The following is a 16732-nucleotide window of genomic DNA, read 5'->3' on the forward strand; positions in this document are numbered from 1 at the left end:
GGAACGTGCGCGGTGCAGCCCGGTCCGCTGCGGGGCTGGAATGCGCAACCGCACGGGTTCTCCCGGTTCCGGACCGCAGTTGGAGCACGGCCGGAACCGCAGCCGAAGGACAAATCAGAGGATTTGGCGCATTCTGGGTGAGTCGAACCTATAATTACTGCAAAGGTCACTACGGAAGGACTTCCGATGACTGAGTTGCAGGACAAGGAGTTCTACGCCAGTGACAGGCCCGCGCATCCGGTGCTGCCGGAGGACCGGCCGCGCGGTGGCGGTCCCAGGGCGCCGATGAAGCACCGGGGACCCTGGGTCGGCGCGGCCATCGTCGTCGGCATCATCGTCTTGATCATGGTGGGAGTGGCGCTCTTCCCGTGAGGCCGGCCTGCCGCACGAGTGCCGGCCGCAGCACAGCCCGCCCAGGCGGGCTGTGCTCTGTTCATGGCCGGGCACCCCTCGACCGGGCCCAGTGGTTCCGCAACATCCAGGCCAACCCGCACGTCCACGTGGCCGTCCGAGCGGAACACCCCGTTGCCGATGGTCGGATTCCGCCTCGGCCTGAGCGCGGCCGTGCATAACCACCTGCCCCCCTGGATACGCGTCCAGGAGGGCATCGCACACCTCATCCCGCCGTGCGGGGCGCGAGCCGCTCCCTGATGCCGTCGAAGTGGGTACGCATCGCGGCGCAGGCCCGCGTGGAGTCGCCCGCCGCGATGGCGTCGACGATCTCCCGGTGCTGGGCGACCGTCGCAGCGGGGTCCTGGTGTCCGTCGCCGACGTCGTCGCGCACCTGGTCGAGGGCGGCCCAGAAGGCGTCGAGCACTTCACTGAGCAGATGGTTGCCGAGGGACCGGTACAGCACCAGATGGAAGGCGCGGTCCGTGCTCCGGGCGATACGCCCCCGCGCGGCCACGCTCTCCATGTCCGCCACGATTCCCCACAGCACCGCGAGATCCTCGTCGGGCACCGACGCCGCGACGCTGTCGATCAGCCCGGCCTCCAGCGCCTCGCGCACCCGCATGAGTTCGTACAGGCTCGCCTCGCCGTTGCGGTGGCGTACCGCGGCACGGAAGGCGAGGCCCTCGACCAGCGGGGCCAGTGAGAGCGAGCCCACGAAGGTGCCGTAACCGCGGCGGATCTCCACGACCCGCAGGGCCTGCAGCGCCTTGAGGGCTTCCCGCACCGTGACCCGGCCGACCCCGAAGAGCCCGGTCAGCTCGGCCTCGGTGGGCAGCGGGCTGCCGGGTGCGAGGCCGCGGTCCAGGATCAGCCGGCGAATACCGGCCTGCACGTCCTCGGACGCCGTACTGCGGACCACTGGGGGCTCCTTTCCGAGGACCTCTCTCCGGGCCCGGGGTGTGACCGGGGTCACTTTGACGATTGACACAGGGCGGGGGCTATTCTAACCGCAAGACATAGGACATCTGATGTCCCATGTCCTGGAGAGACCCTCCAGTCCTCACTCGCACCAGGAGTAGCCCCATGGCCCTGACCGCCCCCCTTCGTGGGGTCGTACCGCCCGTCTGCACCCCGCTCGACGCCACCGGGGAGATCGACACCGGCTCGCTCTCCCGCCTGGTCGAGCACCTCATCGGCGGAGGCGTGCACGGTCTGTTCGCGCTGGGCTCGACCAGCGAGGTCGCGTACCTCACCGACGCTCAGCGCGCGACGGTCCTGGAGACCGTGGTCCGCACGGCCGCCGGCCGGGTCCCGGTGCTCGCCGGTGTCATCGACACCACCACCGCCCGGGTGATCGACCACGCACAGGTCGCGGCCCGGCTCGGCGCGGACGCGCTCGTCGCCACGGCGCCCTTCTACACACGCACCCACCCACGGGAGATCGCCGCCCACTTCCGGCGTATCCGGGCGAGCGTCGAGCTGCCGCTGTTCGCGTACGACCTTCCGGTCTCGGTGCACAGCAAGCTCTCCGCTTCCCTGGTGCGCGAGCTCGCCGAGGACGGCACCCTGGCCGGGCTCAAGGACAGCAGCGGCGACGAGGGCGGGCTGCGCCGCCTGCTCGTCGAACTCGGCGGCCGGGACGGCCGGAGTCAGGGCCCCGTCCCCCGCTTCAGCATCCTCACGGGCTCCGAACTCACCGTCGACGCCGCGCTGCTGGCCGGCGCCGACGGTGTCGTACCCGGCATCGGCAATGTCGACCCCGCGGCCTATGTGCGGCTGTACGAGGCCGCACGCGCCGGTGACTGGACGCTGGCCGCCAAGGAGCAGGAGCGGCTCGTCTCGCTCTTCGACATCGTGGACGTGGGCCCGGAAGCCGACATGGGGCGCAGCTCCTCGGCGCTCGGCTCCTTCAAGGGCGCCCTGCGGCTCCTCGGAGTCATCGCGTGCGGGGACACCGCGTTCCCGCAGGTCCAGCTCGACGCCGAATCCGTCGCGCTCATCGCCGAGCGGCTGCGCGCGGCCGGACTCACCCCGTCCCGATGACGCCGCCCCGGCCGGTGTGGTGGACCCGCGCAGGGCCGGGGAGCGTTTCAGCAATCCGCACGGGGCCGCCGCAGCACTCGCGCACGGCGCCCACAGCCTCGTCGTCGGCCCCGCGATCACCGCTCCAGCGGCGCTGACCGCCACGTTCGTCCCGGAACTCGCCCAGCCATAGCGCATCACCGCCTGCCGGCCGGCCTCAGCGCCGAGCCCGTCCGGCATTCTGGAGGCATCGTGCAGAACAAGACCCAAGCCCCGCTCCCCTGGTACCGCGAGGTGTCCCGCACCCAGTGGAAGTCGTTCCTCGCCGCCTGGATCGGCTATGTCCTGGACGGCTTCGACTTCGTCGTCATCACCCTGGTCCTCACCGAGATCAGCGCCGACTTCCATCTGAGCACGGTGCAGGCCGCCAGCCTGGTGTCCGCCGCGTTCATCACCCGCTGGCTCGGCGGAGCCGTACTCGGCGCCCTGGGCGACCGGTACGGGCGCAAGCTGTCGATGATCGTGAGCATCCTGCTCTACTCACTCGGCACCTTCGCCTGCGGTCTTTCGTGGGACTACATCAGCCTGTTCGTCGCGCGCCTCGCGATCGGCATGGGCATGGCCGGTGAATACAGCGCAAGCGCCACGTACGCCATGGAGAGCTGGCCCGCGCGGCTGCGCAACCGGGCGAGCGGCTTCCTGATCTCGGGCTTCTCCGTGGGTTCGGTGCTGGCCGCCCAGGCGTACAAGTGGATCGTTCCGGCGCTGGGCTGGCGCTGGATGTTCTACATCGGCCTGGTGCCGATCGTGGTCGCCCTGTGGCTGCGGCGCGCCCTGCCCGAGGCCCCGGAGTGGAGCGAGTCGGTCAAGGAGAAGACGGCGAGGCCCAATCCGTTCCGCCCGCTCTTCGCCACGCCGGCCCTGGCCACGGTCAACACGGTGCTGGTCGTCGTCGCGACCGTCACCCTGTTCGCCGTCTTCACCCCGACCGGTGCGGGGCTCGTACCAGTCCTCTCGGTCCTGGCGGGGATAAGCCTGCTCGCCCTCGCGGTGCAGCTGGGCGGCAGGCGCAGCTGGCTGCTGTACGTGTCGATGATCGTGACCATCTTCTTCGCCTTCCTCTACACGTGGCCCATCCAGGCGCTGCTGCCGACGTATCTCAAGACCGAACTGGGCTACTCACCGAGCCAGGTCAGTGACGCCCTGTTCTTCGCCGGGTTCGGCACGATGGCCGGCTGCTGGCTCGCCGGATTCGTCGGGGACTGGATCGGCACGAGGAAGGCGTACGCGTTCACGCTGCTGGCGTCGATGGTCTTCGTCTTCCCGGTGTTCGCAGTCCGCCACAACCTGCTGCTGCTCGGCGGACTGCTGTTCGTGCTCCAGGCCCTCAGTTTCGGTATCTCCGGGCTGCTGCCGCGCTACATCGGCGGCCACTTCCCGACCGAGGGCCGGGCCGCTGCGCTCGGTTTCACCTACAACGTCGGCGCGCTGGGCGGTGCGGTGGCTCCGGTCCTGGGCGCGCATCTGGCTTCGGGTATGCCGCTCGGCCGCGCCCTCGCGGTGCTGACCTTCGGGGGTACGGTCCTGGTCGTCCTGCTGGTCGGCTTCGATGTGCCGGCGCGGCTCAACCGGCTGACGGACCCGGGGGGCGTCCATGACCACCTGGCCGCGGATCTGCCCGGTGCGCCGCTCTCCCCGCTGCCCGAGCAGGCGCGGACCCGGGCCTGACACGTCCGTACGCGGAACACGCCGGCGGGGCGGTCGTCGTCGACTGCCCCGCCGGGGTGTCGGCGGTCACCGGGGCGGCGGGCCCGGTGAGCACGCTCAGGTGGTGAGCAGCACGCCCGCGTAGCTCACTCCCGCGACGACCACCCAGGAGGCGAGACCGAGGGCGGCCGTCCTGGCTCCGGACCGGGCGAGCGACGGCAGATGGACGGCGCTGCCGAGGCCGAAGAGCGCCATGGCCAGCAGCAGCTGCTGCGCGGTGTCGGCGGCGTCGAGCACTCCGGTGGGCAGTACGCCCGTGCTGCGCAGGGCCGTCATCGCCAGGAAGCCGATCACGAACAGCGGCACGATGGCCGGGCGGCGGGTGCCCAGCGCCTCCTTGCCGCCGGCAGCGTCATGGGCGCGGCGCCGCCGGTGGGCCATCGCGACCCCGGCGACCAGCGGTGCGAGCATCGCCACCCGGATCAGCTTGACCATCACGGCCTCGCCGAGCGCCGTCGGGCCCGCGGTCTGCGCGGTGGCCACGACCTGGCCGACGTCGTGGACGCCGGCGCCGACCCAGCGGCCGAACTGGAGATCGTTCAGGCCGAGCGGGTGGTGCAGCAGCGGAAGGACCGCGATGGCGAGGGTCCCGCACAGGGTGACCAGGGCGACCGAGGTGGCCACGTCGGCCGCGAGCTGCTCGTCGTCCTCGTCCTTGCCGAGCGCACCGCTGACGGCGCTGATGGCGGATGCGCCGCAGATCGAGTAGCCGGTGGCGATGAACAGCGGCTGGTCGCCGGGCAGGCCCATCTTCCGGCCGAGCCACCAGGTCCCGAAGAAGGTCGCGAGGACCACGCAGAGCACCATGGTCACCGTCGCCCAGCCGAGGCCCAGGACATCACCGATGCTGAGCTTGAGTCCGAGCAGCACGATGCCGGCCCGCATCAGCCGCTTGCCGGCCGTCGTGAGCCCCGCCTTGCCCTGGCCCCGTACGAACGAATGCACCCCGGGGACATGCGCCGCCACGACGCCGAGCACGACGGCCGCCGTCAGCATCGGCACGGCGGGGGCCAGCGCGTGCACCCCCTCGGCGAGGCCGAGTCCGACGACGGCGAGCGCGAGGCCGGGCGTGTTGCGGCGCACCGGACCCGGTGCGGACGCGCCGCCGGGAGACGGCTCCGCGGGCCGGCGACCGGGGGACGGTGAGTGGGTGCGTTCCGTACTCGTTGTCATGATCACCAGCCTGTGGGCGATCCGTGCAGCCCGGTAGACGCGAATCCGGGGCCAGGTCATAGGGTTCCCCTATGAAGGTTTTCCTATGAGGAGGCACCGGTGAGCGAGCGCGGCGAGACCCAGGACAGCGGGCAGCGGCCGCTGCCCGATCTGCAGTCGCTGCAGCTGCTGGTCACCGTGGCGGAGACCGGCAGCCTGGGCAGGGCCGCGGCCCGGATGCTCATCAGCCAGCCGTCGGCCAGTGCGCGGATGCGCACGCTGGAGCGCCACCTCGGGCTCCAGCTCCTGGACCGCTCCACCGCGGGCTCCCGGCTCACCCCGGCCGGTGCGGTGGTGACCGACTGGGCCCGTGCGGTGCTCGAACAGGCCGCGGCCCTGGTCGAGGGCGCCGCGGCGCTGCGTTCCCGGCAGGACAGCAGGCTGCATGTCGCCGCCAGCCTGACCATCGCGGAGGAGCTGATGCCCGGCTGGCTCGTCACTCTGCGGGACAGCGCGCCGGACGACGCCCATGTCGGGCTGACGGTGACCAACAGCTGGGGTGTCGTCGAGGCGCTGCGCCGCGGGGGCTGCGACCTGGGTTTCGTCGAGGGCCCCCGGATCCCCGACGATCTGCACCGCTCTGCGGTGGGACGCGACCGGCTGGCCGTCGTGGTGACACCGGGCCATCCATGGACACACCGGCGCAGCCCTCTGACGGGGCGCGAGCTGGCCGACACCCCGCTGCTGCTGCGGGAGGCGGGCTCCGGCACCCGCGAGACGCTGGAGCGGGCGCTGCGCCCGTACGACGGGATCGCCGTCCCGGTCCTGGAGCTCGGATCCACCGCCCCGCTGCGCAGTGCGGCGGCGCGTGGTCTGGCCCCCGCGGTGCTCTCCGCACTGGCCGTACGCGAGGACGTGGCCTCGGGTCGCCTGGTCGAGGTCGAGGTCGACCCCTCCGTCCGGCTGCACCGCGTCCTGCACGCGGTCTGGCCCAAGGGCCGCGAACTGCCGGAGCCGGCGCTCCACCTGCTCCGGGTGGCCAAGCACCGGTAGGGCGCGGGCGGGTCTGCGGTACGTGCGGTGGGCGCGCGATTCAGCTGCCGCGCAGGATGTCCGGCAGGCGGCGGACGGAGTCGATGACGTAGTGCGCGCCGGCTGCGCGCAGCTGGGGTTCGGTGTGGGCGCCGGTCAGCACGGCGACCACCAGCCCGGCTCCGGCGCGCAGGCCCGCCTCGATGTCGTACGGGGTGTCGCCGACGACCACGGTGTGGTGGACGGAGGGCGTCCCGGTGCGCAGGAGCGCGGTGAGCACCATGTCGGGGTACGGGCGGCCGCGGCCCGCGTCGGCGGGTGAGAGCACCTCGTCGGCGAGGTCCTGCCAGCCGAGGGAAGCCAGCAGGCTGTCCCGGGTCCGGGGCGAGAAGCCGGTGTTGAGGACGACGGCGACGCCGGATGCACGGAGGGCCTCGATCGTCTCGCGCGCGCCCGGGATCGGTTTGCAGCGGCCGGCGGCGACGAGCTCGGCGTAGGCGCGCTCGAAGACGTCGTTGGCCCGCTCCGCCGCGTCCTGGTCACCGAAGAGATGGCGGAACACGGAGATCTTGGACTCGCCCATGGTGGCGCGGACGTGCTCCATCATGCGGGTGTGGGCCGCGCCGCCCTCGGGTACGTCCAGCTGGCACAGGGCCTGGACGAAGGCGTCCTCCACGGCGCCCGCGTCGGTGACCGTGGTGCCGGCCATGTCGAGGACGGCGAGACAGATCCCGTCACGGGCCCCGTCGCGGGACCGGGCGCGGTGATCAGTCCGGGCAGCGTGGCGGGGCGCGGCGGTCGGGGATGTCAGGGGCACGGTGCTTCCTCCGGTGCTTGAGTGCGGCGGACGCTGTCCGCCTGCAGGGCTGCTGCCAGGGCGAGGGCCGCGATGTCCGATCCGGTGCAGCCGCGCGAGAGGTCGTGCAGAGGCGCGGCAAGACCCTGGAGCAGGGGTCCGACCGCGGCGGCGCCACCGGCCCACTGGGCGATCTTGTAGCCGATGTTGCCCGCGGCGAGGCCGGGGAAGACAAAGGTGTTCGCCTGGCCCGCGAGCTCGGACGCGGGCGCCTTGGACCGGCCGATCGCCGGGACGGCGGCCGCGTCGTACTGCAGCTCGCCGTCGACGGCGAGGCCGGGCGCGGTGGCACGGACCAGGCTCAGCGCCTCGCGCACCCGGTCCACCTGCGGGTGGGAGGCGCTGCCCTTGGTACTGAAGGACAGCAGCGCCACCCGGGGCGGCTCGCCGGTGAGGGCCCGGTAGGTGGCGGCGGTGGCGAGTGCGATGTCGGCGAGTTCCCTGCTGGTCGGGTCGACGACCACCGCGCAGTCGCCGTACCCGAGGAGGCGGCCGTCGGGCATCACCATGAGAAAGCTGCTGGAGAGGGTACGGATGCCGGGTGCGAGGCCGACGACGTGCAGTCCGGCCCGCAGGACGTCGGCGGTGGGGCGGTTGCTGCCGGCCACACACGCGTCGATCTGCCCCAGGCGCAGCGCCGTCGCGGTGAGGTAGAGGGGGTCGGCGGCCAGGGCGCGCCGTCCGTCGAGGTTGAGACCGCGCCGGGCGGACAGGGCGTCCGCGAGGGTTCCGGCGCAGCGGTCGTCAGCGGCCAGCGCCGCCGGGTCGAGCAGGTCGAGCCGGTCGGGGTCGTCGGGCAGTTTCAGACCGAGTTCGGCCGCACACGCGTGGATACGCGCCGGGTCGCCGACCAGGACCGGGGTGACGGCGTGCTGTTCGGCGAGGTGGACCGCGGCCCAGATCGCCCGTGGGTCGGTCCCCTCTGCCAGGGCGACGCGGGGCCGCCGGGCGGCGGGCCGCAGTCGCTGGGCCCAGGTGTCGAGCAGGTGCTGCACGGCGGCTCCGGCCGGTCCCGCGGGGGGCCGCGCCGGGGCGGTCGGGTCGATGAGCATGGGGCTGTTCCCTTGGCGTGGGCGGTGCGGGAGGAGTGGGGAGAGCGGCGTGGAAGAGACACCGGATACGCGGTCCGGGGCCCGGGGTCCCTGAGGCGCCGTGCGCACGAGGGGCGTGCACGGCGCCTCAGGGCCGGTGGGGTGCGGAGGGCCCGGGGCCGGGCAGGGCAGCCGGGACCGGGACCCCCGCGGTCATGGAGCCCGGTGGCGCGAGCGCCGGCCGGATCGGGTCGCTCAGACGTAGTCCTGGTACTTCTCCAGGTAGCGCACCGGCTTGGACAGCGCGTCGCGGCGGAACGGGTCTCCGAGCTCACGGGTGCACATGATCTCGATGACCGTGGTCCGGCCCTCGTTCATCTGGGCGTCGACGGCCTTCTGCAGGGCCGGGCCGACGTCGGACAGCTTCTCCACGACGATACCGTCGGCGCCCATGGCCTCGGCGATGGCGGCGAAGCTCTCGTTCTCCAGCTCCCCCGCGACGAAGCGCCGGTTGTAGAAGTCGACCTGGTTCTTCTTCTCCGCGCCCCACTGGCGGTTGTGGAAGACGACGGCGGTGACGGGGATGTCATGCCGTACGGCGGTCATGATCTCGCCCATGCTCATGCCCCAGGCGCCGTCCCCCGCGTAGGAGATGGCCGGGCGGTCCATGGCTGCGGCCTTGGCCCCGATGATGGTCGGCAGGGCGTAGCCGCAGTTGCCGAAGCTCATCGGCGCGAAGAAGGAGCGGGGCTCCTCGAAGCGCAGATAGCTGTTGGCCACGGAGTTGATGTTGCCGATGTCGGTGGAGACCATGACGCGGGGCGGCATGGCGCGCTCCAGCTCCCGCAGCACCTCGCGCGGGTGCAGCCAGTCGCCCTCCTCTTCCTCCTGCTCGGCGATCATGTCGAGGCTGAACGGGTCCTTCTCGTGGGTCCAGGCGCTGAGCTCTTCCTCCCACGCGTCCTGCTCGGCCTTCATGACGGCGGCACGCTGCTCGCGGGTGGCGTCGCAGTCCAGGGTCCGGCCGGCGAGGCGTTCGGTGAGCGCGGCCGCGGCCTCCCGGGCGTCGCCGCAGATGCCGACGGTGATCTTCTTGACCAGGCCGAGCATCTTGTGGTCGGCGTCGATCTGGATGATCTTCGCGTTCTTCGGCCAGTAGTCCATGCCGTGCTGCGGCAGGGTGCCGAACGGGCCGAGGCGGGAGCCCAGCGCGATCACGACGTCCGCCTGGGCGATCAGCTTCATCGCGGCCTTGGAGCCTTGGTAGCCCAGCGGTCCGCACCACTGCGGGTGACTCGCCGGGAACGAGTCGTTGTGCAGGTAGCTGTTGACGACCGGGGCGCCGAGCCGTTCGGCGAGCGCCTTGCACTGGTCGACCCCGTCGGCCATGACGACACCGCCGCCCGAGATGATGACCGGGAATTCGGCGGTGGCCAGCAGTTCGGCCGCCTCGTCCAGGCTCTTCGCGCCGCCCGCGCCGCGGTCGAGCCGGTTCGGCCGCGGGATCTCGGTGTTGATGTCACCGTAGAAGTAGTCGCGCGGGATGTTCAGCTGGGTCGGGCCGATCTCCGACATCGCCCGGTCGAAGGCGCGGCCTGTGAACTCGGCCATCCGGTTCGGGTTGTTCACATGGGCCTGGTACTTGGTGAACTCCTGGAACATCGGCAGCTGGTTGGCCTCCTGGAAGCCGCCCAGGCCCATACCCATGGTGCCGGTCTCCGGGGTCACGATGACGACGGGGCTGTGGGCCCAGTACGCGGCCGCGATGGCGGTGACGCAGTTGCTGATGCCGGGGCCGTTCTGGCCGATGACGACCCCGTGCCGGCCGCTGACCCGGGCGTATCCGTCGGCCATGTGGCCGGCGCCCTGCTCGTGCACGACCGGTACCAGGCGGATACCGGCCGGCGCGAAGATGTCCATGGCGTCCATGAACGCCGAGCCCATGATGCCGAAGATATCGGTGACGTCATTGGCCACCAGCGTCTCGACGAACGCCTCCGAGGGGGTCATCCGCTGCGGGCCTGCCGCGACAGTACGGCTGGTGTCCGCGGGGTTCTCGCTCATGGTTCCACTCCTTCAGCACACCGGATCTCATAAAGAATCGGTACGTGGCGTTCCTGAAATCAGGATCTGGGTGGACCATAGGAGCCATACCCCGCCCCGTCAACGGTGCGTTCCGAAAATCGATACCTGGTACGCTACTTTCCGGAACTTGGATCAACCTGGAGCTACCGTGGACCTGTCCCGCGAAACCGACCCCGCCGCACTGAACGGCGACACGCCGACCATGCGGCTCTTCGCGCTGCTCGAACTGATCGCTTCCAAGGACCAGTTGGTCTCGCTCCAGGGCCTGGTCGAGGAGACCGGTATGCCCAAACCGACGCTGCACCGGATGCTGCAGCAGCTGGAGAGCGCGGGTCTGCTCATCCGCCAGAGCGACGGCAGGCACTACGGCACCGGATCGAGGCTGCGGCGGCTCGCCGAGAACCTGCTGCTCAACGCCACCCACCACGGCGCACGCCACGCCGTGCTGCGCAGTCTGGTGGACGAGCTGGGCGAGAGCTGCAACATCACCACGCTCTCGGGCAACGAGGTCGTCTATCTCGACCGGGTGGAGACCCCCGAGCCGCTGCGCTTCTATCTGCGGGCCGGTTCCCGGGTGCCCGCCCACTGCTCGGCCAGCGGCAAGATGATCCTCTCCCAGATGCTCCCGGCGCAGCGGCGCAAGCTGCTCGCCCACGCGCCGCTCAAGCGGTGCACCCCCAACACGGTGACCGATCTCGACACTCTGGAGGAGGAGTTCCGGCGCGTGCGCCGCGACGGATTCTCGCTGGACGACGAGGAGTTCCTGCCCGGCCTGGTGTGCGTGGCCGTCCTCGTGCCGGCCGCGGGCGCCCGTTCCAATATGTGTGTCGCCGTGCAGGCACCCGCCGTACGGCTCACCGCGGACAAGGCCCTGCAGGTCCTGCCCGCGCTCCAGCGCGCCGCCGCGGCGATCAGCCGCATCGAGGCGGAGGGAACGCCGGACGGCTCCACCGACTCCCCCTGACGAAGGGCATTCCCCATGACGACCTGTACCACGACCGCGGGCCGCGCCGAGGGCGCGGCGGAGGGCGAGCCCGCTTCCCCGGCGGAAGGACCGGACGTCCGGCTGGCCGTGAAGGACGTGTTCGGCATCGACTCGCCCCTCACGGTTCCCGCGTTCGCCGAACCGTCCGAGCACGTGCCCGAGACCGACCCCGCCTACCGTTTCAACCCCGATGTGACCCTGGCGCTGCTGGCCGGCTTCACACACAACCGGCGGGTGCTGGTCCAGGGGCTGCACGGCACCGGTAAGTCCACCCATATCGAGCAGGTGGCGGCCCGGCTCAACTGGCCCTGCGTACGCGTCAATCTGGACGGCCACCTCAGCCGCCTCGACCTCGTCGGCAAGGACGCGGTGGTGCTGCGCGAAGGCCGCCAGGTGACCGCCTTCCAGGAAGGGATCATCCCGTGGGCGCTGCGCCGGCCGGTCGCCCTGATCCTCGACGAGTACGACGCGGGGCGCCCGGACGTCATGTTCATCATCCAGCGCCTGCTGGAACGCGAGGGCAGGTTCACCCTGCTGGACCAGAACACGGTGCTGCGCCCCCATCCGCAGTTCCGGCTGTTCGCCACGGCGAACACCGTGGGTCTGGGCAACCTCAACGGGCTCTACCACGGGGCGCAGCGCCTCAACCACGCGCAGATCGACCGCTGGAACATCGTGGCGGCCCTCAACTACCTGCCCGCCGACGAGGAAACGGCCATCGTACGGGCCAGGGTCCCGGCCTTCGCCGACGAGGCGGGACGTGAGCTGGTGACCGCGATGGTGGCGGTCGCCGCGCTGACGCGTGCGGGGTTCCGCGCGGGCGATCTGTCGACGCTGATGTCTCCCCGTACGGTCATCACGTGGGCGGAGAACACCGAGATATTCGGCAACTGCGCCGCCGCCTTCCGGCTGTCCTTCCTCAACCGCTGTGACGAGGACGAACGCCATGTGGTGGCCGAGTACTTCCAGCGCTGTTTCGGCCGGGAGCCCGAGGAGCCGGGACGGGTGTCCGGTCACGGCCCGCTCGCCGGCGAGCCGGCCCGGGGCGCCTGACATGGGCGCCACCCAGGCCGCGGTCCGCCACCGGCAGCAGGTCCAGGAGCTGTGCGGGGCGGCGGTCCGCGCTCTGTGCGATGTCCCGGATCTGTACTTCCGCGGCGGGCGGCCGCACCGAGGGCGGCAGGCGCTCCCGGTGTTCGCACCGCATCTGTATCCCTCCGCGCAGGACGACTTCGGCTCCTTCCGGGGAGCGGCGGACGGCCTGGCGCTGCGTCTCGCCCACTCCGACCAGGAGTTGCACCGGCGGCTGTGCCCTGACGGCCGGACGGCGCGGCTGGTCTTCGAGATGCTGGAGCAGTTCCGGGCCGAGTCGCTGGCGCCCGCGCACCTGCCCGGGATGGAGCGCAACCTCCAGCACCGCCACGAGCAGTGGTCGCTCGCGTTCCACCAGTCGGGGCTGACCGAGACGGCGACCGGTCTTCTCCTGCACACGGTCGCGCAGGTGTGCAGGGCCAGGATCACCGGGCGCCCGGTCGTCGAGGAGACCGAGGGGGCCATCGAGGCCACCCGCGGCGCCCTGGCCCCGCTGATCGGCCACGAGCTTGCGGGGCTGCGCCAGGACCGCTTCGACCAGGCCCGGTTCGCCGTGCACGCGCTGGCGATCGCCCGTGTTGTGGCGGGGATGACCGCTTCCGCCGGGGCCGCCGCCCGCCGGGGCCGCGCGGAGCGCGCCGACGACGTACGGCCCGCTCCCGCGCGCAACGGATTCACTTTGCTGACGGAGTTCGACGACGGCCCGGCAGGCAGCGCCACCGCGCTCCACGGCACGGACACCGGCGAGGGCGACGGCTACCGCGTCTTCACCACCGCCTACGACCGGGAGCGGCGCGCGGGCACTCTGGTGCGCCCCGAGGCGCTGGCCGGCTACCGCGAGCGGCTCGACCGCCGGATCGCCTCGCAGGGTGTCAATCTCTCCGGTATCACACGGGAGTTGACGGCGCGGCTCGCATCTCCCGTGACCCGGGGCTGGGACGGCGCGCAGGAAGAGGGGTACGTCGACGGCCGGATGCTGGCCCGGCTGATCGGATCTCCCACCGAGCGGCGAGTGTTCAGGGCCGAGCGGACCGAGCCGGCGACCGACGCGAGGGTGACGTTCCTGATCGACTGCTCGGGCTCCATGAAGGAGTACGGCGAATCGCTCGCCCTGCTGGTCGATGTGTTCGCCAGGGCGCTGGACCGGGCCGGGGCGGAGTGCGAGATCCTGGGCTTCACCACCGGAGCCTGGAACGGCGGCCGGGCCCGGCGCGACTGGCTGCGCGCCGGACGGCCGCCGCGCCCCGGGCGGCTCAACGAGCAGTGCCACCTGGTGTTCAAGGACGCCGGAACGCCATGGCGCACCGCCCGCCGGGACATCGCCGCCCTGCTGAAGCCGGACCTCTTCCGCGAGGGCGTGGACGGCGAAGCAGTGGCCTGGGCGGCCCGCCGCGCCGAGGGCACGGCGGCGGAGCGCGGCCCCGGGAGCCGGCGGCTGCTGTTCGTGCTGTCGGACGGCGGCCCCATGGACACCGCGACACAGCTCGCCAACGACCGCCACTTCCTCGACCGGCACCTCAAGGACGTGGTGGCGCGGTACGAGCAGTCCGGCGCGGTCGAGGTCCACGGAGTGGGGCTGGGGCTCGACCTGAGCCCGTACTACCGCACGTCACGTGTCCTGGACCTCTCGCGGGGTCCGGACAACGGGGTGTTCCGGGAGATCCTCGGCCTGATCGGCTGACGGAGCGGTCTGGCCGCTCGGGTGAGGCCGAGTGGCCTTTCAGGGGAGGAGGGGCCCGGTGGTGAGGGGAAGTACCGCGACGCCGGCCAGGCCGAGGGCGAGGGCGAGGGCGATTGCGCCGGCGGTGTAAGCGGTGGCGGCGGTCCAGCGGCCCTGGACGGCCTGCGTGCCGGCGGGTGCGGTGGCGGTGGCGGCGAAGCGGGGGGCGAGCCAGCGCAGGTAATAGAAGAGGGAAGCGACGGTGTTGACGACGGCGAGAGCAGCGAGCCACGGGCAGCCGCCCTCGACGGCCGCGCTGAAGATCTCCAGTTTGCCGAGGAAGACGCCGGTGGGCGGGGTGCCCACCAGGCCGAGCAGGCAGACGACGAGGACGGCGGCGAGGCCGGGGGGGGTGGGTGAGACCGCGGTAGTCCTGGAGCGTGCGGGCGTGGGGGAGTTCGGTGACGACGGCGAAGGCGCCGAGGTTGGTGGCGGCGTAGGCGGCCAGGTAGAACAGCAGACTCCTCTGCGCGAGGTCACTGCGCGTGGCCACGGCCAGGGCCAGGGCCATCAGGAGGTAGCCGACCTGGCTGATGGTGGAGTACGCGAGCAGACGCTTCACGGACGTCTGAAAGAACGCGGCGAGGTTGCCCAGAGTCATGGTGACCGCGGCGAGAACGGCCAGCAGCAGGGGCCAGTTGACGTCCGAGCCGGCCAGTGCCTGGTGAAGGAGGCGGTATCCGGCGATCAGGCCGCCGAACTGCGCCGGGGGCACTGCCGGTGCTCTTGCGCTTCTTGTCGGTGGCGGGGACCACCTTGCCCGTCGGGGCTGACAAGGGAAGGGGTGCCGTTGGAGCCGCTGTCGGCAGGCGCAGCTCAGGCCCCCGCCAGCATCCTCTCCACCAGCCCGCCCAGGATGCTGATCCCCGGGTCGATCGCGCGTACCTGCGGGGCCGCGAAGCCGATCCGGAAGTGGTTCAGCGGCGGCTGCCCGGAGAGGAAGTAGATGTCGCCGCGCTCGATGAGCACGCCGCGCCGCTGGGCCAGCTCCACCAGTCTGCGGCAGTCCAGTTCGCGGGGCCCGGTCATCCACAGACTCACCCCGCCGGGCGACGGCGTGGTGTGCCAGGGCAGATGGGTGTTCACTGCGGCGGTGACGGCCTCCCACTTGCGCATCAGCTGGCCGCGGTAGCGGCGTACGGCGCGGTGGTACTCGCCGGACTGGATGAGCAGCGCGAGGGCGCGCTGGATGTGCCCGGACGGGTGCCGTACGGAGTAGCGCCGCAAGTCCCGCAGTTCCCTGATGAGTTCGCGGGAGGCCACCACGTACCCCATGCGAAGTCCCGGTGCCAGGAACTTCGAGAACGTGCCCAGATAGACGACCTGGCCGGTGCTGTCCAGTCCCTTCAGCGCGGGTGTCGGGCTGCCCTGGTAGCGGAACTCGCTGTCGTAGTCGTCCTCGACGATGACCGTGCCGCTCTCGCGTACCAGCGAGAGCAGTTCCCTGCGCCGGCCGATGCTCAGCGTGACGTTGGTCGGATGGTGGTGGGACGGCGTCACATGCAGCAGGTCCACCCCGGCCAGACCGGCCGGCGGTACCACCCCGGCGGCGGTGACCGGCAGCGGGAGCAGCCGGGCCCCGGCCCGTACGAAGATGTGCCGGGCGTCCAGATAGCCGGGGTCCTCCACGGCCACGGTGGAGCCGGTTCCCAGCAGGGCCCGGCTCAGCAGATCCAGCCCCTGCTGGGATCCCACGGTGACCAGGATCTCGTCCGGGGTCGCTTCCACCCCGCGCGCGGGCAGCAGTTGACGGCAGAGCATCTCGACCAGCAGCGGATCGTCGGCGGCGATGCTGTCCTGGAGGCTGTACTGGGCGTGCGGCTGGTAGAGGGCCTCGTTGAGCGCTCTGGACCAGTCGCGGGCGGGAAAGGCCCGCAGGTCCACCTGCCCGGCGAGGAACGGGTACGGGTAGTCGGCCCAGTCGGGCAGTTTCTCGATGTGCGGCAGCCGGTCCTCGGGGTGGCCGCGCAGCCGCGCCCCCCAGTCGAAACGCTCGGCCGGCGGGCGCTCCTCCACCGCGCAGTAGGGACGCATCTCGCGGTTGACGAAGATCCCCTGCCGTTCGCGGCTCTCCACGAACCCCTCGGCGACCAGCTCCTGGTAGGCCGCGTTGACGGTGTTGCGGGACAGGCTCAGCTCCCGGGCCAGCTCCCGTGACGACGGCAGCCTCCGCTCGGCGTCGATGGTGCCGACGGCGATGCCGTGTTCGAGCGCTTTGCGGATCTGCCGGTAGAGCGGCTCCCCCGACGTCCGGTCGATCTCGATCAATGTACGTGGCATACGCGCCTCCTGCGGATGACGTGGGCCGCGCGCGGCCCACCGGGCCGGGCCCCGGGCGCGGTACTCCGCTGTCCCCATCCAGCAGGCCGTTTCCGGGCCGCGTGGGGGTACCAGCTGACCGGGAGCGTAGCCGTACAACAGCCTTTACTCCAGAGGTCGGGCCGGGTGAGATGCCGGGATCGCGATTCCGTCCTGGACCCCTCGGGCGGGGCAGAACTGGCGCTTTCCCCCGGACCAGCCGGTCGGCACTCTGGTGGTGCACTCAGCACGGTGTGCCCGGTCGGGGCACCCGTCCGCACTGCGGGTGAGCCGTTTCC

The 16732-nt window shown here is 71.6% G+C and carries 14 protein-coding genes and 1 pseudogene; 8 read left to right on the forward strand and 7 right to left on the reverse strand.

Annotated elements, in window-relative coordinates; all coding sequences use genetic code 11:
* Positions 1-186 precede the first annotated feature (186 nt).
* The gene (locus tag OG452_RS01800) at positions 187-372 is read left to right on the forward strand and encodes a hypothetical protein (protein WP_327293811.1); all 186 of its coding nucleotides are present in this window, start codon (positions 187-189) and stop codon (positions 370-372) included.
* A gap of 244 nt (positions 373-616) precedes the next feature.
* Here the strand turns inward: OG452_RS01800 and OG452_RS01805 are convergent, their stop codons facing one another.
* Positions 617-1312: a FadR/GntR family transcriptional regulator gene (locus tag OG452_RS01805; protein ID WP_327293812.1), complete on the reverse strand. Its 696-nt coding sequence runs from the start codon at positions 1310-1312 to the stop codon at positions 617-619.
* Positions 1313-1476: 164 nt separating this feature from the next.
* On the opposite strand from OG452_RS01805, the gene OG452_RS01810 reads away from it, so the two are divergent.
* The 3 genes from OG452_RS01810 to OG452_RS01820 are packed head-to-tail and all read left to right on the forward strand — an operon-like array spanning position 1477 to position 4143.
* Positions 1477-2436, forward strand: a complete 960-nt coding sequence (locus tag OG452_RS01810) for a dihydrodipicolinate synthase family protein (protein ID WP_327293813.1) — start codon at positions 1477-1479, stop codon at positions 2434-2436.
* A gap of 19 nt (positions 2437-2455) precedes the next feature.
* Entirely contained in the window at positions 2456-2608 is a 153-nt protein-coding gene (locus OG452_RS01815) for a hypothetical protein (protein ID WP_327293814.1), read from the forward strand.
* A 59-nt stretch (positions 2609-2667) separates the two neighbouring features.
* On the forward strand, positions 2668-4143 hold the full coding sequence (locus OG452_RS01820; RefSeq protein WP_327293815.1) for a sialate:H+ symport family MFS transporter: 1476 nt from the start codon (positions 2668-2670) through the stop codon (positions 4141-4143).
* 96 nt (positions 4144-4239) lie between these two features.
* Here the strand turns inward: OG452_RS01820 and OG452_RS01825 are convergent, their stop codons facing one another.
* Positions 4240-5355, reverse strand: a complete 1116-nt coding sequence (locus OG452_RS01825) for a YeiH family protein (protein WP_327293816.1) — start codon at positions 5353-5355, stop codon at positions 4240-4242.
* 99 nt (positions 5356-5454) lie between these two features.
* On the opposite strand from OG452_RS01825, the gene OG452_RS01830 reads away from it, so the two are divergent.
* A complete protein-coding gene (locus OG452_RS01830; protein WP_327293817.1) occupies positions 5455-6387 on the forward strand; it encodes a LysR family transcriptional regulator in 933 nt (310 codons plus the stop codon).
* Positions 6388-6427: 40 nt separating this feature from the next.
* Here the strand turns inward: OG452_RS01830 and OG452_RS01835 are convergent, their stop codons facing one another.
* The 3 genes from OG452_RS01835 to xsc all read right to left on the reverse strand — a co-directional run bounded on the left by OG452_RS01835 (position 6428) and on the right by xsc (position 10317).
* Positions 6428-7177, reverse strand: coding sequence for a phosphonatase-like hydrolase (locus OG452_RS01835; protein WP_405565724.1), 750 nt, complete (start codon positions 7175-7177; stop codon positions 6428-6430).
* Positions 7174-8274, reverse strand: coding sequence for a phosphotransacetylase (locus OG452_RS01840; protein ID WP_327293818.1), 1101 nt, complete (start codon positions 8272-8274; stop codon positions 7174-7176). Before OG452_RS01840 ends, OG452_RS01835 begins: the two co-directional genes overlap by 4 nt.
* Before the next feature lie 234 nt (positions 8275-8508).
* On the reverse strand, positions 8509-10317 hold the full coding sequence (gene xsc / locus OG452_RS01845; protein WP_327293819.1) for a sulfoacetaldehyde acetyltransferase: 1809 nt from the start codon (positions 10315-10317) through the stop codon (positions 8509-8511).
* Between the two features lie 169 nt (positions 10318-10486).
* On the opposite strand from xsc, the gene OG452_RS01850 reads away from it, so the two are divergent.
* From OG452_RS01850 to OG452_RS01860, 3 genes are read left to right on the forward strand one after another with little or no spacing between them, the layout of a single operon-like run.
* Positions 10487-11302 carry an IclR family transcriptional regulator gene (locus OG452_RS01850; protein ID WP_327293820.1) on the forward strand — a complete coding sequence of 272 codons (816 nt, stop codon included), beginning with the start codon at positions 10487-10489 and terminating at the stop codon, positions 11300-11302.
* A gap of 15 nt (positions 11303-11317) precedes the next feature.
* The gene (locus OG452_RS01855; RefSeq protein WP_327293821.1) at positions 11318-12376 is read left to right on the forward strand and encodes an AAA family ATPase; all 1059 of its coding nucleotides are present in this window, start codon (positions 11318-11320) and stop codon (positions 12374-12376) included.
* A gap of 1 nt (position 12377) precedes the next feature.
* The gene (locus OG452_RS01860) at positions 12378-14096 is read left to right on the forward strand and encodes a cobaltochelatase CobT-related protein (protein ID WP_327293822.1); all 1719 of its coding nucleotides are present in this window, start codon (positions 12378-12380) and stop codon (positions 14094-14096) included.
* A 39-nt stretch (positions 14097-14135) separates the two neighbouring features.
* Here OG452_RS01860 and OG452_RS01865 read toward each other — a convergent pair.
* Positions 14136-14850: pseudogene (locus tag OG452_RS01865) on the reverse strand (proton-conducting transporter transmembrane domain-containing protein).
* Between the two features lie 101 nt (positions 14851-14951).
* Positions 14952-16415, reverse strand: coding sequence for a MocR-like pyridoxine biosynthesis transcription factor PdxR (gene pdxR, locus OG452_RS01870; protein ID WP_327293823.1), 1464 nt, complete (start codon positions 16413-16415; stop codon positions 14952-14954).
* Positions 16416-16732 lie beyond the last annotated feature (317 nt).

Origin of the sequence: Streptomyces sp. NBC_01197 (assembly GCF_036010505.1) — a bacterium.
In the GTDB taxonomy this organism is placed as follows: Bacteria; Actinomycetota; Actinomycetes; order Streptomycetales; family Streptomycetaceae; genus Streptomyces.